Genomic DNA, 25,437 nt, shown 5'->3' with positions numbered 1-25,437 from the left:
CAGGTAATCAGCAGCTATCATGCTAGCGACGGCGTCCTCCCCAAGATACTGCAACGATATTGCACCGCAGCAACGCCGTGCGCGAAGCCAGGGACCCGAGGCCTGGAATGCCAGCGAAAATTCCTGACTAAATGTCGGGCACATGACAATTCAACCTATCGCTTTCTCGTATTCAGAGCCACCTCGCGTAACGTCGCGCAGCTCCTTGATGGATCGCTGAAGGCGGACGACGCGAGAGACGGGCTTGCAGGCGGGTGCGGCGTTACCGCGCATGACGCAGGCGATCGGGTCAAGCGATGCTCCCGAACGCAGGCATCATTAGTCGGATGGTCTCCCTTCGGCGGCCCATGTAAGATCGAAGAGTAAGATCGAAGCGAAGATAAAGAGCGCGCCAAAGCGCCCGTATCTGGAGGGAACAGGGTGGCTAATAGTCTCGAGGTGCGCGGAGTCTCATTGCGCTTTGGCGGCGTCCGCGCGCTGACCGAAGTGAGCTTCGGCGTCAACGAGGGCGAGCTGTTCTCCATCATCGGCCCGAACGGCGCCGGCAAGACCTCGATCGTCAACTGTATCTCCGGCCGCTACCGGCCGACCGAAGGCCAGCTGTTCTATCGCGGCCAGGACATTACCGGCCTCAACCCGAACGCGCGGCCCCGGCTCGGCATCGGCCGGACCTTCCAGAATCTCGCGCTGTTCCACCACATGAGCGTGCTCGACAACATTATGGTCGGCCGCCATCACCTCCTGAAGAACAACTTCATCACGGGATCGCTGTACTGGCTGACCGGCGCGCGCCGCGAGGAGCTGGAGCACCGCCGCAGGGTCGAGGAGATCATCGACTTCCTCGATCTGCAATCGGTGCGCAAGGCGACCGCCGGCACTCTGCCCTACGGCCTGCGCAAGCGCGTCGAGCTAGCCCGGGCGATGGCGCTCGAGCCGCAACTGATCCTGCTCGACGAGCCGATGGCCGGCATGAACTTCGAAGAGAAGGAAGACATGGCGCGCTACATCGTCGATCTCAACGAAGAGTTCGGCATGACGGTGATGATGATCGAGCACGACATGGGCGTCGTGATGGACATCTCCCACCGCGTCATGGTGCTCGACTTCGGCCGCAAGATCGCCGAGGGCGATCCGGCCACCGTGCTCGCCGATCCCCATGTCAAGCGCGCCTATCTCGGCGAAGAGGACGAGGCGCTGGTCGATCCCGACGACAAGCCGGCGGTGCGGGAGAGCGCCGCATGATGGACTATGCCGGTCGCGCCGCGCAGGCCGACACCTTTCCCAAGATGCTGCGCCTGAACGCGAAGGAACACGGCCAGGAGATCGCGCTGCGCGAGAAGGATTTCGGGTTGTGGCGCGAATTCACCTGGAACGACTACCAGACCCGCACCCATGATTTCGCGCTCGGCATGGTCGAGCTCGGGCTTGGCCGCGGCGACGTGATCGGCATTATCGGCGACAACCGGCCGGACTGGGTCGCCGCCGAGATCGCGGCCCACGCGATTGGCGCGATGAGCCTCGGTCTTTATCGCGACGTGCTCGACGAGGAAGCCGCCTATCTCCTGACCTATGGCGAGGCCAAGCTGGTCTTCGCCGAGGACGAGGAACAGGTCGACAAGCTGCTCGGCCTGGCCGATCGCGTGCCCCACCTCAAGCACATCGTCTATTCCGACCCGCGCGGCATGCGCAAATACGACGATCCGCGATTGATGGAGGCGAGCAAGCTCGTTGCGCTGGGCCGCGACCGCGCCGCGCGCGAGCCTGGACTGTACGAGCGACTGGTCGACGCTACGAAGGGCGAGGACGTCGCGATCCTCTGCACCACCTCGGGCACGACGGCCAACCCGAAGCTTGCGATGCTCTCTGCCGGGCGCGTGCTGCGGCACTGCGCGACCTATCTCGCCTTCGATCCGAAGGGGCCCGACGACGAATATGTATCGGTGCTGCCGCTGCCCTGGATCATGGAACAGATCTACGCGCTGGGCAAAGGGCTGCTCTCCCGGATGAAGGTCAACTTCGTCGAAGAGCCCGACACCATGATGCACGACTTCCGCGAGATCGCGCCGACCTTCGTGCTGTTCGCGCCGCGAGTCTGGGAATCGATCGCGGCCGACGTCCGTGCCGGGGTGATGGACGCCTCGCCGTTCAAGCAGCGGCTCTATGACCTCGGTATGAGGACCGGCCTTGCGGCGCTCGCCGAGGGCAAGCGTTCTGTGTTCGCCGACCAGCTCTTGTTCCGTGCGCTGCGCGACCGGCTCGGCTTCACGCGGCTGCGCTCGGCGGCGACCGGCGGCGCGGCGCTCGGGCCGGATACCTTCAAGTTCTTCCAGGCGATGGGCGTGCCGCTGCGCACGCTATACGGCCAGACCGAGCTGCTCGGCGCCTACACGCTGCATCCCGAAGGCAAGGTCGATCCCGACACCACCGGCGTGCCGATGGCCGACAGCATCGAGATCCGCATCGACAATGCCGACGTCAACGGCGTCGGCGAGATCGTGGTGCGGCATCCGAACATGTTCCACGGCTATTACAAGAACCCCGAAGCATCGGTCGCCGACATCAAGGACGGCTGGATGCATTCGGGCGATGCCGGCTACTACAACGACAACCGGCAGCTTGTCGTGATCGACCGCATCAAGGATCTCGCCGAGACCTCGCGCGGCGAACGCTTCTCGCCGCAATATATCGAGAACAAGCTGAAGTTTTCGCCCTATGTCGCCGAGGCGGTGGTGCTCGGCGCCGGCCGCGACGCGCTCGCGGCGATGATTTGCATCCGCTACTCGATCATCTCGAAATGGGCGGAGAAGAACCGGATCTCGTTCACGACCTACACCGACCTGTCCTCGCGGCCCGAAGTCTATGCGCTGCTCAAGAATGAGGTCGAGACCGTCAATGCCACCCTGCCGCCGGCGCAACGCATCTCGCGCTTTTTGCTGCTCTACAAGGAGCTCGATGCCGATGACGGCGAGCTGACCCGGACCCGAAAAGTCCGCCGCGGCGTGATCAACGAGAAATACGCCGACATCATCGATGCGATCTACCGCGGCAAGGCCACCATCCCCGTCGACACCGTGATCCGCTTCCAGGACGGCTCGATCCAGCGCGTCCGCACCACGCTCGAGGTCGTCGACCTCGGCCGCGCCGTGATCGCGGAGGCCGCGGAATGACTGTGTTGCGCGACCAGAACGCGGTGCTCATGAATGTGCCCTCTCCCCTTGTGGGAGAGGGCTACACCGTTAGTCGACACGAACTCGCTTGGGTGAGGGGTACCCTCTCCACGATCCCGATGCGGAGACAACCCCTCACCCGGCTTCGCTTTGCGAAGCCACCCTCTCCCGCAAGGGGAGAGGGTGCTGGCGCCGCAGTCCGGAGCGACCGTACCCCATGAACACCCAGTTCCTGATCCAGTTGATCGTCAACGGCCTCGTGGTCGGCACGCTTTACGGCGTGGTCGCGATGTCGTTCGTGCTGATCTACAAGGCGACGCAGGTCGTGAACTTCGCGCAGGGCGAATTGCTGCTGGTCGGCGCCTGGGTGTGCTGGGCGCTGCTGACGAAGTATCAGGTGCCGTTCTGGGTCGGCATGCCGATCACGCTGGTCTTCATGTTCATCTTCGGCATCGCGATCCAGGTCGTGATCCTGCGTCCGATGATCGGCGAGCCCATCATCTCCGTGATCATGGTGACGATCGGCCTGTCGACGGTGTTCCAGGCCGCGCTGAAGTGGATCTTCGGCGTCAACCCGCAGCCGTTTCCGCGCGTGTTCCAGAGCCAGTCGGTCAGCCTGTTCGGACTGCAGATCCAGACCGTCTATGTCATGAGCCTCGTGGTCTCGCTCGCCATGATGGTCGGCATGGCCTGGTTCTTCCGCGCCTCCAAATACGGCCTTGCGATGCGCGCCACCGCCTTCAACCAGCAGGTCGCGCAGTCGCTCGGCATTTCCGTCAAGAACGTGTTCGCGATGGCGTGGGCGATCTCGGCCACCGTCTCGGCGGTCGCCGGTGTCGTGGTCGCCGTGGTCAACGGCGTGTCGTCCGGCCTCTCCGCCTACGGCATCAAGGTGTTTCCGGCCGCGATCCTGGGCGGGCTCGACTCGGTCGGCGGCGCCGTGCTCGGCGGCATCATCATCGGGCTGCTGGAAAACGTCGCCCAGTATGTCGACAGCCAGTACCTGCACTGGGGCAATCTCTACGAGATCGCGCCGTTCTACGTCCTGATCATCATCCTGATGATCAAGCCGTACGGCCTGTTCGGCACCAAGGATATTGAGCGGGTCTGATCAATGGCGACAAGCACACTCATCCCCTCGGGCGATTTCCGCACCAGCTATGCGGCCGACACCACGGTCTTCCCGACCGCAACCAGCCGCAATTTCGCGATCCTCGGCATTGTGCTCGCCTGCTTCGCGCCGATGCTGCTGTCCAACTACCTGCTCTCGATCGCGATCCAGATCGGCATCTTCGCGATCGCGGCCCTCGGCCTCAACGTGCTGGTCGGCTTCACCGGCCAGATCTCGATCGGCCACGCCGCGTTCTTCCTGTTCGGCGCGTTTACCTCGGCCTACATCTCCAACAACGCGTCGATCCCGGTGTTCTTCGCCATTCCCCTCGCCGGCGTCGTCACGGCACTGGTCGGGCTGATCTTCGGCGTGCCGGCGGCGCGGCTGAAGGGACTCTATCTCGTGATCGCAACGCTCGCCGCGCAGTACATCCTGCTCGACTTCTTCTCGCGCGCCGAATGGTTCTCGGGCGGCTCGGTGCCCGCCAGCGCCAACCCGTTCTCGATCTTCGGCTACACCCTGCGCGGCGACCGGCAGTATTTCTACGTCGTGCTCGCCTACGTGGTGATCAGCTACCTGCTCGTCACCAATCTGATGCGCACCCGCGACGGCCGCGCGCTGGTCGCGATCCGCGATCACTATCTCTCCGCCGAGATCATGGGTATCAACCTCACCAAGTACCGGACGCTGTCGTTCGGGCTTGCCGCCTTCTTTGCCGGCATCGCCGGCGCGCTCTACGCGCACTATCAGCTCGTGGTTTCGCAGGAAGGTTTTGGCATCGAGCGCTCGGTGCTGTTCCTCGCCATGGTCATCATCGGCGGCACCGGCTCGGTGATGGGCACGCTGATGGGCACGGCCTTCGTGGTGCTGCTGCCGGAATCGATGGAATGGCTGAGCGCGTGGCTGAAGGGCGGCGCCATCGACAAGGCGCTGCAGCTCAACAACAACATCACCTTCCTGCGCGAGATCGCGATCGGCCTGATCATCATCGGCTTCTTGATGTTCGAGCCGGACGGCCTCGCGCATCGCTGGAGGCAGATCAAGGCCTACTGGAAGCTCTACCCGTTCTCGCATTGACGCAAGGCACGGAACGCAACTCAAAATTCGGTTCAACGAATAAGCAGGAGGAAAGCAAAAATGACGATTAGATCCCTTTTGAGCTCGGTCTCCGTTGCGCTGCTGATCAGCAGCGCGGCCGCCACCGCGCAGGCGCAGATCGCCATCGGCCATCTGCAGGACCTCTCGGGCGGCACGTCCGACGTCGGCACCCCCTATGGCCAGGGCGTCGCCGACACCTTCGCCTGGGTCAACAAGAACGGCGGCGTCGGCGGCAAGCAGCTCAATGTCGACAGCAACGACTATGGCTACCAGGTGCCGCGCGCCATCGCGCTCTACAAGAAGTGGTCGGCGCCCGATGGCAAGGTCGCGGCGATCATGGGCTGGGGCACGGCGGATACCGAGGCCCTCACCGGCTTCCTGGCGCAGGACAAGATCCCGGACATCTCCGGCTCCTACGCCGCCGCGCTGACCGATCCGGAAGGCACCAGCGGCAAGGCCAAGCCCGCGCCGTACAATTTCTTCTACGGCCCGAGCTATTCGGACTCGATGCGCGCGATGCTGACCTGGGCCGCCGAGGACTGGAAGGCCAAGGGCAAGCCCGGCAAGCCGAAATTCGTCCACATGGGCGCCAACCATCCGTATCCGAACGCGCCGAAGGCGGCCGGTGAAGCGCTGGCGACCGAGCTCGGCTTCGAAGTGTTGCCGCCGCTGGTATTCGCGCTCTCCCCCGGCGACTACTCGGCGCAGTGTCTGAGCCTGAAAAGCTCCGGCGCGAACTATGCCTATCTCGGCAACACGGCGGCCTCCAACATCTCGGTGCTGAAGGCCTGCAAGACCGCCGGCGTCGACGTCCAGTTCCTCGGCAATGTCTGGGGCATGGACGAGAACGCGGCCAAGACCGCCGGCGATGCAGCCGACGGCGTGATTTTCCCGCTCCGCACGGCGGTGAGCTGGGGCGGCAACGCCCCCGGCATGAAGACGGTGATGGAAATCTCCAAGATGTCCGACCCGTCCGGCAAGGTCTATCGGCCGGTGCACTACATCGCCGCGGTCTGCAGCGCGCTCTATCTGAAGGAAGCGCTCGACTGGGCCGCCAAGAACGGCGGCGCCACCGGCGAGAACGTCGCCAAGGGCTTCTACCAGAAGAAGGATTGGGTGCCGGCCGGCATGGACGGCGTCTGCAATCCGTCGACCTGGACCGAGAAGGATCACCGCCCGACCACGAAGGTCGACCTGTATCGCTCGAAGGTCTCGGGCGCGACCGATGGCGACATCAACGACCTGATGGGCAAGGGCACGATCAAGCTCGAGAAGGTGAAGACCGTCGACCTGCCGCGCAAGCCGGAATGGTTCGGGTGGTGAGGCGGCAGCCGATCACGTCCACACATCGTCATGCGCGGGCTCGACCCGCGCATCCATCAAGCGAAGACGTATTCCGATCGATGGATTGCCGGGTCAAGCCCGGCAATGACGTCGAAGGGTAACACAGACCATGAACGAAACCCTCGAAGCCACCCGCCCGGGGCCGACGGCAATCCCGCCGCCGCCGCTGCTCAGCGCCAACAACATCGAGGTCGTCTATGACGACGTCATCCTGGTGCTGCGCGGCCTCAGCCTCGAGGTGCCGAAGGGCGCGATCGTGGCGCTGCTCGGCGCCAACGGCGCCGGCAAGTCGACCACGCTGAAGGCGATCTCCGGCCTGCTCAAGACCGAGGACGGCGAGGTCACCCGCGGCGAGATCCTGTTCGAGGGCCAGCGCATCAACGGCATCGATCCGGACAAGATCGTCCGCCGCGGCATCTTCCAGGTGATGGAAGGCCGCCGCATCGTCGCCGACATGACGTCGCTGGAGAACCTGCGGCTCGGCGCCTTCACCCGGCGCGACGGCGAGGTCTCCGATGACATCGACATGGTGTTCAAGTATTTCCCGCGCCTGAAGGAGCGCACCGGCCTCGCCGGCTATCTCTCCGGCGGCGAACAGCAGATGCTCGCGATCGGCCGCGCGCTGATGGCCCGTCCGAAGATGATCCTGATGGACGAGCCGTCGATGGGGCTGTCGCCGCTGCTCGTCAAGGAAGTGTTCGCGATCATCAAGGAGATCAACCGCGATCTCGGCGTCACGATCCTCCTGGTCGAGCAGAATGCGCGCGCCGCGCTCTCGGTCGCGAGCCACGGCTACATCATGGAACAGGGCAAGGTCGTGCTCGACGGCTCCGCCGACGAGCTGCGCGACAACGAGGACGTCAAGGAATTCTACCTCGGCGGCGCCGGCGACCAGCGCAAGAGCTTCAAGAACCTGAAGAGCTTCAAGCGGCGCAAGCGCTGGCTGTGAGGATAGCGAGCGTTTTCGGGCGGAGTTGCGTGTGCAGAAAACGCGTCAGACCAGGAAGGCGGTTCTATCCGAGCACCTGCTCGGCTTCAGTGACCGCGCAGAGCACATGATAGAACGACGACGCCGGGATCGTGTCGACCAGCGAATTGCCGTCGCGGTCGAACTGGTCGTACCAGCCGCCGGCCACGGCATGGCCGAGATAGTGCCGCTCGAGCAGCACCAGCGCCGCACGCGCCTCGTCCGCCGCGCCGGCTTCGCCCGACTCGGCCTGCGCGATCCACGCCTTCGCCAGCTCGCTCTGGGGCCACAGCCGCCGTGTGTGGCGGCGGATGTTGCCCTCGGCGTCGCCCTCGTCGACCAAGCAGCCGGTGGCCGCGTCGCGATAGCGCAGCGCCGAAGCCAGCAGCTCGCCGCGCGGGCGCCCGGTCGGGCAGCCGGTGATCCGCTCGAATCCCTTCAGCAGCCAGACCCATTCCGCGAGGTGGCCGGGCTCGACGCTGACCGGCGGGATCTTCGACCAGTCCTCCTCGAAATATTCGCCGAGGGTGCGCGTCTGCTTGTCGTAGAGGTTGGCGAGGAACAGTGCGAAGAAATCGCCGGCGCGGTTCTGGAACGACAAATCGTGGGTCGCGTCGAAGCAGGCGATCATCGCCTCGAACAGATGCATCTGCGGGTTCTGCCGGCGCGGCATCGAGGGCGGCAGCCCCTCGTGGAAGCCGCCATGGGGCGAGCGCAGCTGGGTATCGAGGAACGACAGCAGCGCGTCGATCTCGGCGCGGATCTGGGCGTCCTGGTCGAGGCCGTAGGCGGTCGCGAGCGCAAGCAGCACGAAGGCGTGGCCGTAGGTGTCGCGCAGCGGATCGTGCACGCCGCCCTCGGCCGTCAGACTGTAGACGAAGCCGGGCCGGCCGTCCGGCGCCTTGGCCTTGGCCAGCAGGTAGTCCAGCCCCTTCAGCGCGACCGCGCGCCCTTCCGGATACCAGCCCAGCTGGGCCGCCTTGGCGTAGCAATAGATCTGGCGGGCCTGCACCATAATCCGGCGCGGGGCGGTGCGGTCGGCTGTCCCGTCCTGGTGCAGCCGGTCGACAAAGCCGCCGGCGATGCTGTCCCAGCCTGCGGTCGACCACAGCGGCAGGGCCTGGTCGACGACGCGGCGCTTCAGCCTCGCTACGACGTCGGCGGCCCCGTCCGCCGCAACGCTTTCTGCCTCAGCCATCGTGCTCCCTGGAACCGTCCCAATGTCAGCGGTCACCGTCTGATAGCACGGGCGGACTGGCACGCAACCCGCGCACATCCTCTCAAGGACCTGCCATGACCGACCATTACGACGCCCTTGAAACGCGCGATCCGGCCGAGCGCGAGGCCGCGTTGTTCGCCCGGCTGCCCGAGGTGCTGCGCAAGGCGATGGCAGCGCCCGCCTATGCCAATTTGCTGAGGGGCACCGACCCCGCCTCCATCACCAGCCGGGAGGCGCTGGCGGGGCTGCCGGTGCTCCGTAAGTCGGAACTGCCGGCCCTGCACACAGCCGCCCCGCCATTCGGCGGCTTCGTGGCCGACACGCCCGGCTCGTTCGCCCGGCTGTTCACCTCGCCGGGACCGATCTTCGAGCCGGAGGGCCGCCAGGCGGATCCCTGGCGCGGCGCCCGGGCGCTGTTTGCGGCGGGCTTCCGTGAGGGGGATGTGGTGCTGAACACCTTCAGCTATCACCTCACCCCCGGAGGCTTCATCTTCGACGCCTCGGCGCGGGCGCTCGGCTGTGCGGTGATCCCGGCGGGCCCCGGCAACACCGAGCAGCAATTCGAGCTGATCGAGGCCTATCGCCCGGTCGGCTATAGCGGCACCCCGGATTTCCTGAAGATCCTGCTCGACGCCGCCGCCACCGCCGGCCGCGACGTATCCTCGATCAAGCGCGCGCTGGTCTCAGGCGCGGCATTTCCGAAATCGCTGCAGGAGGAGATGAAGTCGCGCGGCGTCGAGGCTTACCAGGCCTTCGGCACCGCCGATCTCGGCCTGATCGCGTTCGAGACGGCAGCGCGCGAGGGAATGACGGTCAATGAGGATTTGATCCTGGAGATCCTCAAGCCCGGCACCGGCGATCCGGTTGCGCCGGGGGACGTCGGCGAGATCGTGGTGACCTCGCTCGATCCGCATCATCCGTGGATCCGCCTCGCGCTCGGCGATCTGACCGCCGCCCTGCCCGGCGCAAGCCGCTGCGGACGCACCAACATGCGCATCAAGGGCTGGATGGGCCGCGCCGACCAGACCACCAAAGTGAAGGGGATGTTCGTGCGACCCGAGCAGATCGCGGAGATCGGCAAGCGCCATCCCGAGCTTGGACGGCTGCGCCTTGTCGTCACGCGCGCCGGCGAGGCCGACGCCATGACGCTGAGGGCCGAATGTGCCTCGGCGGCGGATGCCCTGCAGAGCGACATCGCGGCAACGCTGCGTGCCGTGACAAAGCTCGGCGGCACCGTCGAGCTGGTCGGCACCGGCTCGCTACCGAACGACGGCAAGGTGATTGCAGACGAGCGTTAGGCCTTGAGATCACCCGGCGTTCGATCAGTCCGCATTTGTCGCGCGCGGCGTTGTGAACTATTGAGCCGGCTCGTGCCCCGTGGAGACGGACGGATCATCACCTCATGAGCAGTGCTTCCGGAGATCAGCCGCGAAGGCCGGCCGTCTTCTTCGATCGGGACGGCGTCCTGAACCAGGACATCGGTTACCTGTTCGAAAGCCACAGGCTGGTCTGGATCGACGGCGCGCGCGAGGCGGTCAAGGCGGTCAACGACATGGGGTATTTTGCGTTCGTCGTGACCAACCAGTCCGGCGTCGCAAGAGGTCTCTACGAGGAGACACACGTCCGGCAGCTTCACGACTGGATGGCCGATGAGCTCGGCAGGATCGGCGCGCATATCGACGCCTTTGAATACTGCCCGTTCCATCCTGAAGGGACGGTTGAACGATATCGGCAGGTCAGCCACCGCCGCAAACCATCGCCGGGCATGATCAATGATCTGCTGGAACGCTTTCCGGTCGACGTCGAACGCAGCTTCCTGGTCGGCGATCAGCCGACGGATCTCGAGGCGGCACGTGCGGCCGGGCTGAAGGGCTACCTGTTCTCAGGCTCCAATCTGGAAAAATTCCTGAGGCCTCTGCTGCTCGGGAGCTGACGACCACAGCGTCAGGCACGAGGCCGCGATCCCGATCAGAACTTCCGGATCAGCTCGATCACCTCGTCCTGCTGCTGGCGCGTGATCTCGGCGAACATCGGCAGCGAGAGAATCCGGCCCTGATCGCGATGCGCGTTGGGGAACTGCTCCGGCCGATGCTCGAACCGCGCATAAGCCGGCAGCAACGGCAGCGCGGTGGGATAGTTGATGGCGGTCTGCACGCCGTTGGCGTTGAGATGGGCGGCGAGCGCGTCACGGCGCGGATGCCTGATCGTGTAGAGGTGATAGACGTGGCTGCGTGCCGGCGCGACCTCGGGCACCACGACATCCTCGATCTGGTTGAGGCCGGCATCGTAGACCTCGGCCGCGGCCTGCCGGGCCTCGGTCCAGGCGGCAAGATGCGGCAGCTTGGCCGAGAGGATCGCCGCCTGCATGCCGTCGAGCCGGCTGTTGATGCCTTCGATGTGGTGCTGGTGCTTCACCAGTCCACCATGGCGCGCCAGCATCGCCATCTGCCCGGCGAGCGCCGCGTCGTTGGTGACGACCGCGCCGGCATCGCCCATCGCGCCGAGATTCTTGCCGGGATAGAATGAATAGGTCGCGGCCTCGCCGAAGGTGCCGACCATGCGGCCCTTGTAGCGCGCGAGATGGGCCTGGGCGCAATCCTCGATCACCCACAGCTTGTGCTTCTGCGCGATCGCCATGATCGCGTCCATATCCGCGGGCTGGCCGTACAGATGCACCGGGATGATGCCGACCGTGCGCGGCGTGATCGCAGCCTCGATGGCCGCCGGATCGATCGTGAACGTCGCCTCGTCGGTGTCGCAGAAGACGACGGTGGCACCGGAATGGGTGATCATCGCCGCGGTCGAGATCCATGAATGCGCCGTCGTGATCACCTCGTCGCCCGGCTTCACCTTCAGCGCCCGCATGGCAAGGTAAAGCGCGTCGGTGCCGTTGGCGCAGGACACGCAATGAGCGACCTCGGCCGCCGCTGCAAATTCGCGCTCGAAGGCGTCGACATAGCTGCCGCGGATGAAGGCGTTGTCGCGGATCACGCCGGCGATCGCAGCGTCGATTTCGCCCTTGATGGACTGGTATTGCAGTTGCAGGTCGGCATACGGCACCGCCATCGAAATTCCCCTGTTGCCCTATTGGCTCGTCAGCAGCCGGCGCGCCGGATTGCCAGCATAGGTGCCTGGCGTCGTGATGTCCTTGGTCACCACCGATCCGGCGCCGATGACGACGTCGTCGACGATCCTGACCGGCATGATCGTCGCATTGGAGCCGATCGACACCCGGTTGCCGATCACCGTCTCGCGCCACAGCTCCTTGCGTCCACGCGCCGGGCCGCCGGTGGAGAACGTGTCGTTGACGAACACCACACCGTGACCGATGAAACAATCCTCGCCGATGGAGACGAGCTCGCAGACGAAGGCATGCGATTGCACGCGGGTGCGCGCCCCGACGATCACGCCCTTCTGGATTTCGGTGAAGGGGCCAACGAAGCAGTCGTCGCCGAGCTTGCAGCCATAGAGGTTGCAGGGCTCGACGATCTTGACGCGTTCGCCGAACGCGACATCGCGCACGCTGGCCTGATGCACGTCCGGCCGGTTCACGAAGCGACGCCCAGCCGGCTTAGCCGTGGCGTGAAGCGCAGCGCGACTTCCTCGCCGGTCTCGATCGACTCGTAGAGGGCCGAGATCAGCTCCAGGCTCTTGCGGCCCTCGAGCCCGTCGACCAGCGCGGCGCGCTGGTTCTCGAGGCAATCGACCACATGGTGATAATAGGCCTGATGGCCGAAGCCGTAGACGTTGGGCGGGTTGACCGAGAACTTCTCCACGACGTCCTTGTCGGACGGCAGCTCGTCGACAAAGCGCCAGTGCCGGATCTGGTTGACCGCAAAGCCCGAAATCTCGACCGTGCCCTTTTCGCCCAGGATCGAGAGCGAGCCCTCGAGATCCGTCGGGCGCGCTGCGGTGGTCGCCTCGATGATCCCGAGCGCGCCGTTGCGGAACTTCAGCGTTGCGACGGCTGTATCCTCGGTTTCGATATTGGCCAGCGCCGTTGCCGCGCGCGCATGCACGCTCACGACGTCGCCGAAGAACCACTCCAGCATGTCGACATGGTGGCTCGCCTGATTGGTCAGCACGCCGCCGTCATAGGCCCAGGTGCCGCGCCAATCGTCCTGGTCGTAATAGGCCTGGTCGCGGCACCAGCGCACCCTGACCGTCCCCAGGATGAGCTTGCCGAAGCGGCCGGCGTCGAGCGCCTCGCGCGCCTTGACTACCGGCACGTTGAAGCGGTTCTGCTTGACGATGAACATCTTGACGCCGGCCTGGTCGCAGGCCCGGATCATGTCGTCGGCGTCCTGCAGACGCAGCGCCATCGGCTTCTCGACCACGACGTGCTTGCCGGCCCTCGCGCAGGCGATCACATGCGCGGGGTGCTGACCGCTCGGCGTCAGCACGGCGATGGCATCGATGTCCTTCCGCGCCAGGAATTCGTCCATGTCGTAATGGGCCGCAACGCCGAACTTCCCGGCAACCGCATCGGCGCGCGCGCGGATCGGATCGCAGACCGCGACCAGGCTCGCTCCTTCGATGTGATTGCCACCCAGGAGATCCGAGTGACGCTTGGCGATACGCCCGCACCCGAGCAGGCCAAATCTGATCATGCAACAGGCCCTGTCTTGTCTCGTGGCTGGCCAGTCAACCAGCCGAAGAGCCGAGGGAACAAGCGGCCTTGCGAGCCGCACGGTAGCGTTCCATTACCCAGAAAACCCGGGATAAAGCAAGGCCATGCGCCGATCAGGTGGCGGACGGCACGCCGATTCCGCCATGTTCGTCGCCGGGCAGTGGGGAGCAAGCCCGATCCGCGCCGACGCCCGAATGTCGGCTCGCTGTCAAACCTTGTGGTACTCGCGGTACCACTTGATAAATCGCGCGATCCCATCCTCGATGCTGGTCGCAGGCCGAAATCCGATGTCCCGCGCCAGATCTTCAATGTCTGCATAGGTCGCCGGCACATCGCCGGGCTGCATCGGAAGCAGTTCCCTGATTGCTTTCCGGCCGAGCTCCTTCTCCAGCAGAGAGACGACGTGCAAGAGCTCCTCGGGGTTATTGTTGCCGATATTGTAGATCTTCCAGGGCGCCCTGCTGCTCGAAGGATCGGGCGCGGCTGTGGGGGGGATTGATTGCCCCTGAGGTGGCCGCGCCATGAGGCGGATGATCGCTTCGGCGATATCGTCAACAAAAGTGAAGTCACGGCGCATATCACCGTTGTTGAACAATTTGATCGGCGTTTCACTCAAAATCGCTTTCGCGAAAATGAACATGGCCATGTCCGGGCGGCCCCACGGACCATAGACCGTGAAGAACCGCAGGCCGGTAGCAGGGATGCCGTACAGATGGCTGTACGAGTGCGCCATCAACTCATTGGCCTTCTTTGACGCGGCGTACAGGCTGATCGGATGGTCGACATTGTCATGCACCGAGAAGGGCAGTTTTGTATTGCTGCCGTAGACCGATGACGATGATGCAAACAGCAAGTGTCCGCACCCGTTGTGGCGACATCCTTCAAGAATATTGATGAAGCCTTCCAGGTTTGCATCCACATAGGCATGTGGATGCTCCAGCGAGTAGCGCACGCCGGCTTGGGCGGCGAGATGGACAACGACAGGAAAACGATACGCGGCAAAGAGCGACTTGATACCCGCGCGATCAGTCAAATCGAGCTTCACAAAAGTGAAGTTCGGGTCGCGCTTCAGGATCTCGAGACGTGCTTCCTTCAGTTGAGGATCGTAATAGTCGTTGACGATGTCCAGGCCGACGACCTTGCGGCCCGCCGCCAAGAGGCGCTGGGCAACATGAAAGCCAATGAACCCGGCAGCTCCAGTGACCAGTGGTGTATCGTGCGACATCGCTTTCTCAGCCATTGTTCTATAGCCGCCAGAGCTCGATGCCGGCGGGAGCTACGCTACGGTCGAGCTTCGCTTTGACATCCAGAATGAGGCCCGTGCCGCCATCCAATAGGCGCTGAAAGAGCGGCCAGCCACCGGCGAGATAGCTATCATGCGCGACGGCCAGGATAACCGCATCCGCCGGGCGCAGGTCATCGAGATCAGTCAGCGTCAGCCCATATTCATGGCTTGCATCCTCCGCATTCGCGAGAGGATCGTGCACCTGAACGTGAATACCAAATGTCTCAAGCTCACGAATGATGTCGACCACACGGGAGTTGCGCGTATCCGGGACATTTTCCTTGAAGGTCAGGCCAAGTACCGTGACGGTGCTTTTGCCCCCCTTGCCCTTCCCGCGAAGCAGCATTCGAACACATTCACGCGCAATGCGCTGACCCATGCCGTCATTGATCCGGCGACCGGCCAGAATCACCTCCGGATGGTAGCCCGCTCGCTCGGCACGAAAAGTCAGATAGTAGGGGTCGACGCCGATGCAGTGGCCGCCAACGAGGCCGGGCTGAAACGGCAGAAAATTCCATTTTGTGCCCGCGGCCGCCAAAACGTCGCCAGTGTCGATATTCAGCACCTGAAAGATCAGCGATAGCTCGTTCATAAACGCGATGTTCAGATCGCGCTGCGTGTTCTCGATGACCTTGGCAGCCTCGGCCACCTTGATGGAAGGTGCGCGATGGATGCCGGCCGTTACGACGGACCCATAGACATTAGCAACGATGTCGAGCGTTTTCGGATCCTGAGCAGAGACGACCTTCATGATGGTCTCGAAACGGTGCAGTTTGTCACCGGGATTGATCCGCTCGGGAGAGTACCCGACCGTGAAGTCCACGCCCGGCTTCAAATGGGAGACCTCGGCCAGGATGGGGATACATTCCTCCTCGATCGCGCCCGGATAAACCGTCGATTCGTAGACGACGATGTCACCCTTCTTGAGCGCACCGCCGACCGTGCGCGATGCGGCAATCATTGCCCCCAAATCCGGCCGGTGCGCATCGTCGATTGGCGTCGGCACAGTGACGATGAAGAAATCCGAGTCCCGGATCGCCACCGAATCCACGGAGAACGTCAGCGACGGATGGCGAAGATCTTCGGCGTCGACTTCACGCGTACGGTCATATCCCTTGCTGAGCTCGGCAACACGGCTGCGGTCCACGTCAAAACCAACGACGGGTATTCTTTTGCGGGCGAAGGCAACCGCAACGGGAAGGCCGACATAGCCCAACCCAATAACTGCAATCTTTCGGAAATGTGACATAAAGGAAGTTCCGGCTCAGGCGTACCATCGAGGCCGGTTGTTTAGCCGCCATACAGCCGACGTCGCAAGAGCGAAAGTCCTTAAGATACCAAGGATTCTGCCGCAAAAAATGAGCGCTATTGCCAGGGCGACCTAAAGAGAATACGAAGGCGTATTAACCTCTTCGACCCCTCTTGCATCCTTTGAGACACCTGCGACACGGCCAAAATGCGTCGGCTCTGAGCTTCGTCGACCCAATACCGGCGTCGCCAACTTTGCCTTATCCGGTTCCCTCGGGATAACCTTCGCGCCTATTGGTTCGCGCCTGAGCCAGGTCATCAACCGTGGATGCCGTCTTATTGTCGTGGTTTAGATGCGATATGAGCTAATTCTGCTGGACGGGCAATCTCCCTGGCTCGGCCCCTGCCCGCTGACCGATTTGCAAGCCTTCCAGTAGGGCACGATGTGCGGAATCGCCGGATTTCTCGCGGACCCCAGCAGTCGGACATCGGTCGAACAGCTTAAATCCATCGCCGACGCCATGGACGTCAGCCTGGAACATCGCGGTCCCGACGACCACGGCATATGGGTCGATGCCGAAGCTGGTGTTGCCCTCGTTCACCGCCGCCTGTCGATCGTGGATCTTTCGCCCGCCGGACACCAGCCCATGCACTCGGCCGATGGCCGCTTCGTGATGGTCTACAATGGCGAGGTCTACAGCCACCTTCCAATCCGAGCCGAGATCGAAGCGACCGGCCACCGTTTTCGCGGACACTCGGACACCGAGGTCCTGCTCGAATCGTTCGCGCGATACGGAATCCGCGCCACGGCTGACCGACTGATCGGCATGTTTGCGATCGCGATCTGGGACAGGCAAGAGCGAACCCTGAAGCTCATTCGCGATCGACTCGGCATCAAACCGATCTATTGGGCCAAGGTCGGCGGGCTGTTCATGTTCGGCTCGGAGCTCAAGGCGCTGCGCCGGCATCCGGGATGGACGCCGCGGATCGAACCGGCGGCGGTCGCCTCGTTCATGCGACACAACTATATTCCGGCTCCGCACACCATCTATCGGGATGTCTACAAACTCGAGCCGGGGACTATTCTGACCCTGGAATTCGGCCGCGAACAACAAATTGATAAGTTCTGGGATGCCCGGCAGGTGGCTCTCGACGGCCTGAGCAACCCGCTCTCCGGAGACGAGGCGTCGCTGGTCGAACAACTCGAGACGCTTCTTGTCGATGCCATCCGCAAGCGAACGATGGCGGACGTGCCGCTCGGCGCATTCCTTTCCGGCGGAATCGATTCATCGACCGTCGTCGCGTTGATGAAGGCCGCAAACGTCGGACCGGTAAAGACGTTCTCGATCGGCTTTGAGCAAAAGGCCTTTAACGAGGCACCTCACGCCGCTGCGATCGCCAAGCATCTCGGAACCGAGCACACCGAACTCATCGCAACCTCGCAGCAAGCGCTCGAGGTCGTACCGAAGCTTTCCGAAATCTTCGACGAGCCGTTCGCTGACTCGTCACAGATTCCGACCTACCTGGTTTCGGCGATGACACGCAAGCACGTCACCGTCGCACTTTCGGGCGATGGCGGCGACGAACTCTTCTCGGGCTACAATCGATATCAGCTGACCCGGCGTTCCTGGAGGATGCTTTCGCTGGTGCCGACCCCCGCGCGAAAGGCACTCGCAGCGGGCCTGACTTCGGTAAGCTCGGAGCGATGGAACGCGATTTTCGACTACCTTCCGGAGCACAGCTATCCACGACTGCCGGGCGACAAGATTCATAAATTCGCGAACGTGCTCGGGTTGAACGATGCCGATGAGCTGTACAGAAAGCTGATCAGCCATTGGGACCCGGATAGCATTGCGCCCGGCGTGGCGGAAGCCCGTGGGGTCTTGTGGGACAATTCCGTACGGACCGACTTTCCGAACTTGCTCGATCGAATGCAATTCCTCGACTCGGTGACCTATCTTCCCGACGATATCCTGACGAAGGTCGATCGTGCGAGCATGGCGGTCGCTCTTGAAGCGAGAGTGCCGCTGCTCGATCACCGCGTTGTCGAAATGGCCTGGCGGCTCCCGCACTCCGTCAAGATCCGGCGCGGCGTCAGCAAATGGCTGTTACGTCAGGTTCTGTACCGTCACGTCCCGAGAAATCTCGTCGAGCGTCCAAAGATGGGCTTTTCTGTTCCACTCGACGAATGGCTGCGCGGGCCGTTGCGGCAGTGGGCGGAAAATCTGCTTTCCGAGAAGCGGTTGCGGGAGACGGATTTCTTCGACGTCGCGCTCATTCGCCGGCACTGGACCGAGCATCTGTCGCGCAAGCGCAACTGGCAATACGCGCTCTGGGACGTCTTGATGTTCGAAGCCTGGCGTGAACGGTGGGGATAGATTACTTCGAAAGCCGGATGCTCGGGATATCATTCGGAATCTTGCCCTCCAGCAAGCCGCGATAAAGATCCTCATAGCGCGACACACAAGCATCCAGACTGAAGGTCTTTTCAGCCCGGTCTGCCGCCTTCATGCCCATTCTGGCGCGCAATGCCCCGTCCGCGGAGAGAAGAAGTATTGCCTTGCTCATCGCTTTGGGATCACGCGGCGGCACGATGAACCCGGTTTCTCCGTTGATATTCGCCTCGGGATTTCCTCCCACGTCGGTTGCGATCACCGGAAGTCCGGCCGCCATGCTCTCGAGCACCGCGTTCGAGAACCCCTCCTCGTGCGAGGACAGAACACCGATGTCCGCGCCACACAGGAGATCAGGCACGTCGCTTCTTGAATCGAGAAAGAGCACGTTGTCGGCTATTTTGAGATTCGTCGCTTGCTCACGCAGCGCCCCGCCGATTCCGTCGTCGCGCCCCACCACTAAGAGCCTCCAGCCGGCGGGCAAATGAGGGCAAGCCATCGAAAAGGCCACGAGCAAATCCTGATGTCCTTTGTAAGGGATGAGGTTTGCCACCATAATGAAAACAAGCGCGTCTTGATCGATTTCGAGGGAGGCACGCACGCCCTGCCGCACCATCGAAGACTTTTGATACTTTGCGAAATCGATGCCGTTGTAGATCAGGCCGAGCCGATCTGCCTGGACGTTTTCGTCATCATGCAGTTGGCGCACCACGCTGTTTGAATTGCCGAGAATGGCCGTCATATGGGGATGCAGCCAGCCTTCGATCGCAGGACTAAAGCGAATGTTGCGCTGATAGTAATTGAGGCTTCGTCGGCTCATGATCCGAACGGGAACGCGAGCCAGAATCGACGCCGGAGCCCCCAGGATGTATGCCCCAGGCAAAAAGAAATGAGCGATTGCCGGACGAAATCGGCGCATGACCCGGCAAAGCCAGAGAACCGTCTCAGCGAGACGCACGAAGCTTCGTATCCGAGACGCGCCGCCGGAACGCCGCGCGACCGGACGGGCTATCACCTCGAAGCCGGCCGCCTCCAGACCATCTGCGAGCTTGCCTCTTTCGGTCATGCAACAAACGACCGGCTTCCATCGGCCGCGATCAAGTCTCGGGATGATCTGTGCCAGATGCCGCTCGGCTCCCCCGACATCGAGGGAGCCGATCACGTATATGATCGGGAGTGGGCTCATTGTCTGAAAATCAATGACATCCTCGCCGCGACCGCGAACGCCTTGTCGCGATCCCATGCGGCAGAGCACATAGCATCGTTCCTCTACGCATTCCGAACAAACAGGAATTCGGAATTTGCTTCGCCGGTTGCGATCTTCTCGAGCTTGAAGCCCATCTTCTCGACAAAATCGATGGCGTCCTTGTCGTAGACGAACTCCATGGGCCAGCCGCCGAGCCAATCGCGGATGTCGGTAAACTTGTTCATGCCGCGCATTTTCTTGTATTCCCGCACCCGCCGCAGGAACGCGGGCAAATTGCGCGGATCTCGGTACATCTCGAAACGCCAGACGTACCAACCGTCCATGAGCCTGCGCCGCAGCCAACCGGAAGCAACGTATCGGCGCTTCACATCAAGCCAGAACTCCGGAGTCGGGTCTTTCTGTACGTCGGCCGAGTAGAGTGCGATGTAGAACAGTCCTCCCGGCTTCACTCGGCTGGCTGCATTTTGAATCGCATGCCAGACCTCGCCCGTGTGATGCAGCACACCCCACGAATAGACCAGATCGTAGAGCGGCAATTTGGCGACGTAGGCATCGTCGAGAACCGACCCCTGCTCCGCGGTCCAATTGGCAGGGTTGCCCGCTTGCGACTGGACAAATTTGCTGGCCCGGACCGAATCCGGATCATAGTCGAAGCCGTCCACCCGGGCGGCGCCTGCATCGAGCATGGCAATCGAATGCAGCCCGCTGCCACAGCCAATATCGATAACCGTCAGGCCATTGAGATCGGAACGCCCCATGAACTGAAGGATATGACGCTTCGAAGTCTGAACCTTCTCCGCGTCGAAATTCTTCTGAATGAAGTCATGCCAATTCTTTCCGAACTCGAAGCGCTTCTCTTCTACCTGGTCCATCAAATTGTCCTCTGGAATCCGTTTAACCATACACCGCGAGCGTTTCATCGATCGCACGCTGAACCCCGAAGCGCTTGAACGCGAACTCAGGACCATCTTTCGCCGCGGCTTCTCGCCAGTGGCCGTCTCGCAAAAGGCGCACGATTTGGCAAGCACTCGATGCCGCGTCCCAGCCTTGGAGAACCCACCCTGACTTGCCGTGATTGACAGCCTCTGGCGCGCCGCCGGCGGGCGTCGTCACGGCGGGCACCCCCAGGAACTGCGCTTCGACCAAAACGTTCGGAAGCCCCTCCGCACGGGAGGTCAGAAGCATCAGGTCCATGCTGGCAATAGCGGCCATCGACTCCTTCAGATGGCCCGCGAAAAACACGTCTCCTGCCAAATCGTCAGCAGCCGCGCGAGCCTCCATGACCGCGCGCAAAGGTCCATCTCCAACGATCAGAAAACGCACATCAGGCAGTTCCCGGCGGATGAGCGCTGCGATCTCCAGCCACAGCATGGGGCACTTTTCCTCGGTGAAGCGCATCACGGTCCCCACAACCTGCGCGCCGGGTTCAATTCCGACGCGCTGTCGGAGCTTGGCGCAATCCGCCTTGTACCCCGCCAGCTCGGACTCATCAAAGGCATAACCATTGCGGACAACGCCAATCGAGTCCTTGGCCAATCCAAGCCACGCCTCGTAAGCCCTCGCGCCAGCCGCACTGTTGTTGATCATCTTGACACCCGGCTGACGCGCGAGCCAGCGGTAGCTTTCACGCATGTATGGCTGATGAAAAACGAAATTGATCGGCGGCAAACTACGTTGCGAGATGATGATCTTTGGCACGCCGGTCAGCACCGCCGCGATACCCCCTTTGATGTTGACTTCGTCGAGCCACAGATGGGCAATCTCGGGGTTCTGCGCCGCCAATGTCTTGGCATAGAGGGCCACGTCGTCCCGCAGTTCCGGCGGCAAGGCATCGACGACGGCCCGCCGCGCCGGTTCGAGGTTACTGTCCACCTCAGTGCCGATGACGCTGGCTGCAATATCCCTGGACTCCAGCTCCGGCAGAAAAAACCTGCTGACTGGGGAGGATAGATTGACGCATGCCACGCGGATGCTTGGCTTCCGGCCTTCGCGAAGCCCCCGCGCCGTGACCACCAATTGGCGCTCTGCACCGCCTGGGCCAAGCGTGCCGATCATCATCGTCACACCGTGCTGCTGCGCAATCGATCTCCTCGCGGCCGAGACACCTTGCCTCTCCAGCTGGATACCGAACTGCCTGAGCGCGCGACGATGTCGTCGATCAGGCATCGCCAGGACGAGCTTGAGAATTCCACGCTCGACCCGCTCCACCATGCTGAGTTCTGCCGGATCGCGCGCCAACAAGGGACGACAGCGAGCCATCTTCGACCAAGCTAACAAATACGCATCTTTGAACGTGACGGTTGGAGGTCGACGCGGCCGGTACTGCCGAATACGAGCCATCTTCGACCAGGCGAACAAATACGCATCTTTGAACGTGACGGTTGGAGGTCGACGCGGCCGGTACTGCCGAATAAATGCAATCGTGCGGTGCGGCAGATTGCGACGGACCGCCACGGCGAATGCCCTCGCCACGAATTTTGGACCTATTGCAAACATGGAAGAAACGGTCCGCGCCGGCGGCCGCCATGCAGCATTGCCCTTCGATGTCGCTTGTTCCTCCTTGCCCACGTTCTTCGCCCCCTAGACAAATGGCCTGGCCGGCCCCCGTTCAAATCTTGCGGTCATGGGTTTGCTCGATCCTGCTTAATACGCACGATGGGTTCGGCACTACCTTCGGCCCAGTCGCCCGCTCACGATCGATAGATCCAGGACGGGAGCTTGGCTGCAAACCACCGCAGCGCCCAAGGTCGTTGCGGTTGATCTGCCTTCTCCACAACAGGATCAGCCGACGGACCCGCCTCAACAACCTCGCTATCAACTGCCGAACCGACCGCAATTTCATCGCGGGCGGCCAGCATCCCGTCGGCCATGAGCTCTATATTAAAAGAAGTCTTGACCTGTCGCGGGGCCAGTTGCGCAGCTTTTTCTCTCCAGCGCAAGTTGCCTAGCAAGTCAACGATAGTATCAGCCATAACCCGCGCTGTCGCATCGGGCTTGAATATCTGCCCCGTCTTGCCATCCAGCACAGCCTCGGGAGCGCCTCCAGCGGAGGTCGTAGCGACGGGAACCCCAAGGGCCTGAGCTTCGAGAATGACGTTTGGAAGACCCTCGATACGAGACGCCAGAAAGAACAGGTCCATTGCTGCGATTGCCGCGGCCGGGCGCAGTTCCAGATCGGCAAATATCAATGCGCCGGTCAACCCAAGCTGCTCGGCGCGAGCGCGAACATCATCGAACCGCGCGCCATTGCCCACCAGCAGGAAGCGCACATTCGGCATCTTCTCACGTATCATCGCAGCGACATCGAGCCAGAGGAACGGACGTTTCTCCGTCATCATCCTGAAGACACCGCCAACAATCAGCATCTTCTCATCGATGCCCAACGCGGCTCGGTATTGTTTTCTCAGGACCTTGGGTGCAGCATCATTGTCGAGGTCAATTCCGTTGTGCACGACCTTGATCGCTCCCTCTGGGAGCTCCAGCCACGCGGCATACGCGCGCGCACCAGCATGGCTGTTATTTAGCATCTGCAGGTTCGGTTGCTCTGCCAAGAACCGATAACAATCACGATGGTACCCGTGATAGTAAGGGAAATTGTAGGATGGCATATTGCGAAAGCAGAGCAATGTTCGGGGGATCTGCAGTACGGTCGCTGCAATGCCTCCTTTGATGCACACTTCGTCCATCCAGAGATACACCGTCTCGGGATTTACATCCGAGAGAACGTCGTAGTAGGCCCTTACGTCAGCGAGCTCCGGCGACAACACTTCAAATGGATCGGGATCCGCCGTCTTCCCGGATCCGGTCGGAGATTTGGCGGCAGAGAAGCCGTCGATGATTTTGACGCCCGCCTTCTGCAGCCTGGCTCTGAAGAAATTCTCCCGTTCCGTCGCCGGCGGATGGACGAGCGCCACAGTAACTGAATCAATCCCTCTCGATACGATCTGTTCGACCAAGGCGACCATTTGCCGTTCGGCGCCACCCGGGCCCAACGAACCAATGATCATCAGGATTCCACTGCGATGCGGCGACGCCTTTGCCGACGCGCTCGACATCGCCTGCGCAGCAAGGGCCTGAAAGGCCGTTAATTGCTCCTGATAGTCGGTCGCTCGCCCCTTCTGCCCAATGTACAGAAGTCGATTCCCCGCCCCAGCCTGAGTTGGCTTGTTCTGGCGCATGTTCTCAAGCCAATCCGGCAGAGGATCAACGAGCGGCTTTCCGCTCCAGAAGGCATCGTTCGGGACAAAGATGTTGTCGTCGAACCCCACCTGATGCGTCACCACCTCATCGAAGCCGAACCGGGAGAGAAGCGCTTTCAGTGACGATTGATCGAGTGAGCGAACGTGCTGCCAGCGATGGAACAGCAAATTGCTGACCGGGCAGTACGCCATGTCCAAATCGAGATCTTCGTTGTTGGGCGTCGTGATGACCAACACGCCCCCGGGCCGCACAAAGCGCGCCAGACGATCGAGCGTGACGTCCATGACCTCGTCCAGAACATGCTCGATGACCTCGGACATGATTACGACATCAAAGGTCTCCGTCGAGTCGTCGCCCACGACGCCCAGGAATCCATCGAAATTCTCCAGCGCACGCTGCAGATTTGCCGCGCGTCCTTTCGACGGCTCGTATCCCGCCACGGTCAGGCCCCGCTGGGCCATGAAGCGAAGAAGGTGGCCATCGCCGGCACCGAAATCGAGAATGCGTCCGTGCTTTGGAAGTATGTGATCAATAGCCGTAATGACACTACGGCCGCCAAGCTTCGCGAAACTGAGTTCGGTCAGCCGGGTTTGCCCCACATTGTCCCAGAACCGGTTGACCAGTTCGGGGGTCCACTTCAAGCGTTCCGCAGCCATGTCAGAGCTTTCTCACCATTGTACGAAGCAGCTAAGCCCCATCCTACTGCTTGATCGTGAAGGCCTGCCCCGTTGGCAAAAGCGCGAGATTCTCGGCCTTCGATTCGAAGAATTCGTCAGCTGCTTGTTTCGCACCTGGGCATGATTTGAACCCGTGGTCATCAAGCAGGATAATGCCACCCGCAACCATGCGAGGATAGAAGAACTGAAGCGAGTCGAGCGTGGGCTGGTAGAGATCGACATCGACGTGCACAAAGCGAAACCTGCAGTCGGCCGCTTCGGCAAATCGCGTGGGAATCCAGCCCTTGTAAATCCGATAGTTGTCGAACTCTCGCAAGCTCTGCGTCAACTCATCTTCGGCCGCGGTCAGAGAGCCCTTTCGCCAGTACGTGCCATCGACGGAAGCCGGCTCGGACAACCCCTCGAAACTGTCGAAGAGATGAATCGACATCGGTATCTTCCTGAAGGCCTGGCACAGCAAGTAGGCCGTAGCGCCCCTGTACGTGCCGCATTCGGCGGCATCGCCTTCGAGATGAAGCACGAGCTTCAGCAACTCGTTCATCGCATATTTGCGATCAAGCGAATGCCAGTTCCCTACATCCATGAACCTCATGTAGTAGGCAAGGAATGCTTCATCCTCGAGGAATATCCGAGCAAATTCGGAGAATTTGAACTTCGGATAGATGGCTGTCGTCAGCGCCTCCGCCGAAAGATAGCGTTCGAATTCGGAGGATTGAAACTCCAGCCCACGCTTCAAGAGCGTAAGAAGCTGAACAGCCTTGTCCGGCGCAAGGCTCTCGATCTCCGCCGCCAGCCGCGCAGCATCAGAACTGTAGACCGGGGCCGGAGCGGGTTGCACCGGGGCCGCGCTCTCGGTCTTCGCGCGCGGTCCCAGCAACGGCGCCATTATTC

At 62.2% G+C, this 25,437-nt stretch carries 20 protein-coding genes; 9 read left to right on the top strand and 11 right to left on the bottom strand.

The features are described 5' to 3' along the window. The first annotated feature begins 420 nt into the window (after positions 1-420). From PMN64_RS19490 to PMN64_RS19465, 6 genes are all read left to right on the top strand, one after another. Complete coding sequence (locus PMN64_RS19490) at positions 421-1,242, top strand: ABC transporter ATP-binding protein (RefSeq protein ID WP_411781788.1); 822 nt, start codon at positions 421-423, stop codon at positions 1,240-1,242. Then, complete coding sequence (locus tag PMN64_RS19485; protein ID WP_411781787.1) at positions 1,239-3,167, top strand: long-chain fatty acid--CoA ligase; 1,929 nt, start codon at positions 1,239-1,241, stop codon at positions 3,165-3,167. The genes PMN64_RS19490 and PMN64_RS19485 overlap by 4 nt, the downstream gene beginning before the upstream one ends. A 217-nt stretch (positions 3,168-3,384) precedes the next feature. Further along, the gene (locus PMN64_RS19480) at positions 3,385-4,278 is read left to right on the top strand and encodes a branched-chain amino acid ABC transporter permease (protein WP_028343071.1); all 894 of its coding nucleotides are present in this window, start codon (positions 3,385-3,387) and stop codon (positions 4,276-4,278) included. 3 nt (positions 4,279-4,281) lie between these two features. After that, on the top strand, positions 4,282-5,355 hold the full coding sequence (locus tag PMN64_RS19475; protein WP_411781786.1) for a branched-chain amino acid ABC transporter permease: 1,074 nt from the start codon (positions 4,282-4,284) through the stop codon (positions 5,353-5,355). Positions 5,356-5,415: 60 nt separating this feature from the next. Continuing rightward, positions 5,416-6,699, top strand: a complete 1,284-nt coding sequence (locus PMN64_RS19470) for an ABC transporter substrate-binding protein (RefSeq protein ID WP_411781785.1) — start codon at positions 5,416-5,418, stop codon at positions 6,697-6,699. Positions 6,700-6,829: 130 nt separating this feature from the next. Continuing rightward, complete coding sequence (locus PMN64_RS19465; RefSeq protein WP_411781784.1) at positions 6,830-7,669, top strand: ABC transporter ATP-binding protein; 840 nt, start codon at positions 6,830-6,832, stop codon at positions 7,667-7,669. 64 nt (positions 7,670-7,733) lie between these two features. On the opposite strand, the gene PMN64_RS19460 is transcribed toward PMN64_RS19465, so the two are convergent. Then, a complete protein-coding gene (locus tag PMN64_RS19460; protein WP_411781783.1) occupies positions 7,734-8,885 on the bottom strand; it encodes an AGE family epimerase/isomerase in 1,152 nt (383 codons plus the stop codon). A gap of 95 nt (positions 8,886-8,980) precedes the next feature. Between PMN64_RS19460 and PMN64_RS19455 the strand changes: the two genes are divergently transcribed. Further along, on the top strand, positions 8,981-10,204 hold the full coding sequence (locus PMN64_RS19455; protein ID WP_411781782.1) for a phenylacetate--CoA ligase family protein: 1,224 nt from the start codon (positions 8,981-8,983) through the stop codon (positions 10,202-10,204). A gap of 104 nt (positions 10,205-10,308) precedes the next feature. After that, entirely contained in the window at positions 10,309-10,839 is a 531-nt protein-coding gene (locus PMN64_RS19450; protein WP_411781781.1) for an HAD family hydrolase, read from the top strand. Between the two features lie 35 nt (positions 10,840-10,874). On the opposite strand, the gene PMN64_RS19445 is transcribed toward PMN64_RS19450, so the two are convergent. The 5 genes from PMN64_RS19445 to PMN64_RS19425 all read right to left on the bottom strand — a co-directional run bounded on the left by PMN64_RS19445 (position 10,875) and on the right by PMN64_RS19425 (position 16,070). Further along, positions 10,875-11,972, bottom strand: a complete 1,098-nt coding sequence (locus tag PMN64_RS19445; protein ID WP_411781780.1) for a DegT/DnrJ/EryC1/StrS family aminotransferase — start codon at positions 11,970-11,972, stop codon at positions 10,875-10,877. Positions 11,973-11,990: 18 nt separating this feature from the next. Beyond that, complete coding sequence (locus PMN64_RS19440) at positions 11,991-12,458, bottom strand: acyltransferase (RefSeq protein ID WP_411781779.1); 468 nt, start codon at positions 12,456-12,458, stop codon at positions 11,991-11,993. Continuing rightward, complete coding sequence (locus tag PMN64_RS19435) at positions 12,455-13,516, bottom strand: Gfo/Idh/MocA family protein (protein ID WP_229158739.1); 1,062 nt, start codon at positions 13,514-13,516, stop codon at positions 12,455-12,457. The genes PMN64_RS19440 and PMN64_RS19435 overlap by 4 nt, the downstream gene beginning before the upstream one ends. Before the next feature lie 228 nt (positions 13,517-13,744). Next, on the bottom strand, positions 13,745-14,761 hold the full coding sequence (locus tag PMN64_RS19430; RefSeq protein WP_028338350.1) for an NAD-dependent epimerase: 1,017 nt from the start codon (positions 14,759-14,761) through the stop codon (positions 13,745-13,747). A 19-nt stretch (positions 14,762-14,780) separates the two neighbouring features. Further along, on the bottom strand, positions 14,781-16,070 hold the full coding sequence (locus PMN64_RS19425; protein WP_028338351.1) for a nucleotide sugar dehydrogenase: 1,290 nt from the start codon (positions 16,068-16,070) through the stop codon (positions 14,781-14,783). Positions 16,071-16,512: 442 nt separating this feature from the next. Here PMN64_RS19425 and asnB point away from each other — a divergent pair, with 442 nt between their 5' ends. Then, entirely contained in the window at positions 16,513-18,447 is a 1,935-nt protein-coding gene (gene asnB, locus PMN64_RS19420) for an asparagine synthase (glutamine-hydrolyzing) (RefSeq protein ID WP_253607800.1), read from the top strand. A 1-nt stretch (position 18,448) separates the two neighbouring features. Here asnB and PMN64_RS19415 read toward each other — a convergent pair whose 3' ends face one another. The 5 genes from PMN64_RS19415 to PMN64_RS19395 all read right to left on the bottom strand — a co-directional run bounded on the left by PMN64_RS19415 (position 18,449) and on the right by PMN64_RS19395 (position 25,432). Beyond that, positions 18,449-19,624, bottom strand: a complete 1,176-nt coding sequence (locus PMN64_RS19415) for a glycosyltransferase (protein WP_253607799.1) — start codon at positions 19,622-19,624, stop codon at positions 18,449-18,451. 107 nt (positions 19,625-19,731) lie between these two features. Next, a complete protein-coding gene (locus PMN64_RS19410) occupies positions 19,732-20,541 on the bottom strand; it encodes a class I SAM-dependent methyltransferase (protein WP_016847978.1) in 810 nt (269 codons plus the stop codon). A 22-nt stretch (positions 20,542-20,563) separates the two neighbouring features. Beyond that, positions 20,564-22,237 (bottom strand): glycosyltransferase, encoded by a 1,674-nt coding sequence (locus PMN64_RS19405; protein WP_411781778.1) that lies wholly within the window; start codon positions 22,235-22,237, stop codon positions 20,564-20,566. A gap of 122 nt (positions 22,238-22,359) precedes the next feature. Beyond that, the gene (locus tag PMN64_RS19400; protein ID WP_411781777.1) at positions 22,360-24,525 is read right to left on the bottom strand and encodes a methyltransferase domain-containing protein; all 2,166 of its coding nucleotides are present in this window, start codon (positions 24,523-24,525) and stop codon (positions 22,360-22,362) included. Positions 24,526-24,568: 43 nt separating this feature from the next. Further along, positions 24,569-25,432 (bottom strand): TylF/MycF/NovP-related O-methyltransferase, encoded by an 864-nt coding sequence (locus PMN64_RS19395; RefSeq protein ID WP_229158729.1) that lies wholly within the window; start codon positions 25,430-25,432, stop codon positions 24,569-24,571. Positions 25,433-25,437 lie beyond the last annotated feature (5 nt).

Origin of the sequence: Bradyrhizobium sp. UFLA01-814, assembly GCF_046718885.1 — a bacterium.
GTDB lineage: Bacteria > Pseudomonadota > Alphaproteobacteria > Rhizobiales > Xanthobacteraceae > Bradyrhizobium > Bradyrhizobium elkanii.
The sequence above is the reverse complement of the archived record's forward strand: the minus strand, read 5'-3'. Positions and strand labels throughout refer to the sequence as shown.

Excerpts from the sequence above, each read along its gene's own strand:
- PMN64_RS19485 (WP_411781787.1), top strand. The coding sequence starts at position 1,239 with ATGATGGACTATGCCGGTCGCGCCGCGCAGGCCGACACCTTTCCCAAG.
- PMN64_RS19480 (WP_028343071.1), top strand. The coding sequence starts at position 3,385 with ATGAACACCCAGTTCCTGATCCAGTTGATCGTCAACGGCCTCGTGGTC.
- PMN64_RS19475 (WP_411781786.1), top strand. The coding sequence starts at position 4,282 with ATGGCGACAAGCACACTCATCCCCTCGGGCGATTTCCGCACCAGCTAT.
- PMN64_RS19470 (WP_411781785.1), top strand. The coding sequence starts at position 5,416 with ATGACGATTAGATCCCTTTTGAGCTCGGTCTCCGTTGCGCTGCTGATC.
- PMN64_RS19465 (WP_411781784.1), top strand. The coding sequence starts at position 6,830 with ATGAACGAAACCCTCGAAGCCACCCGCCCGGGGCCGACGGCAATCCCG.
- PMN64_RS19460 (WP_411781783.1), bottom strand. The coding sequence starts at position 8,885 with ATGGCTGAGGCAGAAAGCGTTGCGGCGGACGGGGCCGCCGACGTCGTA.
- PMN64_RS19455 (WP_411781782.1), top strand. The coding sequence starts at position 8,981 with ATGACCGACCATTACGACGCCCTTGAAACGCGCGATCCGGCCGAGCGC.
- PMN64_RS19450 (WP_411781781.1), top strand. The coding sequence starts at position 10,309 with ATGAGCAGTGCTTCCGGAGATCAGCCGCGAAGGCCGGCCGTCTTCTTC.
- PMN64_RS19445 (WP_411781780.1), bottom strand. The coding sequence starts at position 11,972 with ATGGCGGTGCCGTATGCCGACCTGCAACTGCAATACCAGTCCATCAAG.
- PMN64_RS19435 (WP_229158739.1), bottom strand. The coding sequence starts at position 13,516 with ATGATCAGATTTGGCCTGCTCGGGTGCGGGCGTATCGCCAAGCGTCAC.
- PMN64_RS19430 (WP_028338350.1), bottom strand. The coding sequence starts at position 14,761 with ATGTCGCACGATACACCACTGGTCACTGGAGCTGCCGGGTTCATTGGC.
- PMN64_RS19425 (WP_028338351.1), bottom strand. The coding sequence starts at position 16,070 with ATGTCACATTTCCGAAAGATTGCAGTTATTGGGTTGGGCTATGTCGGC.
- asnB (WP_253607800.1), top strand. The coding sequence starts at position 16,513 with ATGTGCGGAATCGCCGGATTTCTCGCGGACCCCAGCAGTCGGACATCG.
- PMN64_RS19410 (WP_016847978.1), bottom strand. The coding sequence starts at position 20,541 with ATGGACCAGGTAGAAGAGAAGCGCTTCGAGTTCGGAAAGAATTGGCAT.
- PMN64_RS19400 (WP_411781777.1), bottom strand. The coding sequence starts at position 24,525 with ATGGCTGCGGAACGCTTGAAGTGGACCCCCGAACTGGTCAACCGGTTC.
- PMN64_RS19395 (WP_229158729.1), bottom strand. The coding sequence starts at position 25,432 with ATGGCGCCGTTGCTGGGACCGCGCGCGAAGACCGAGAGCGCGGCCCCG.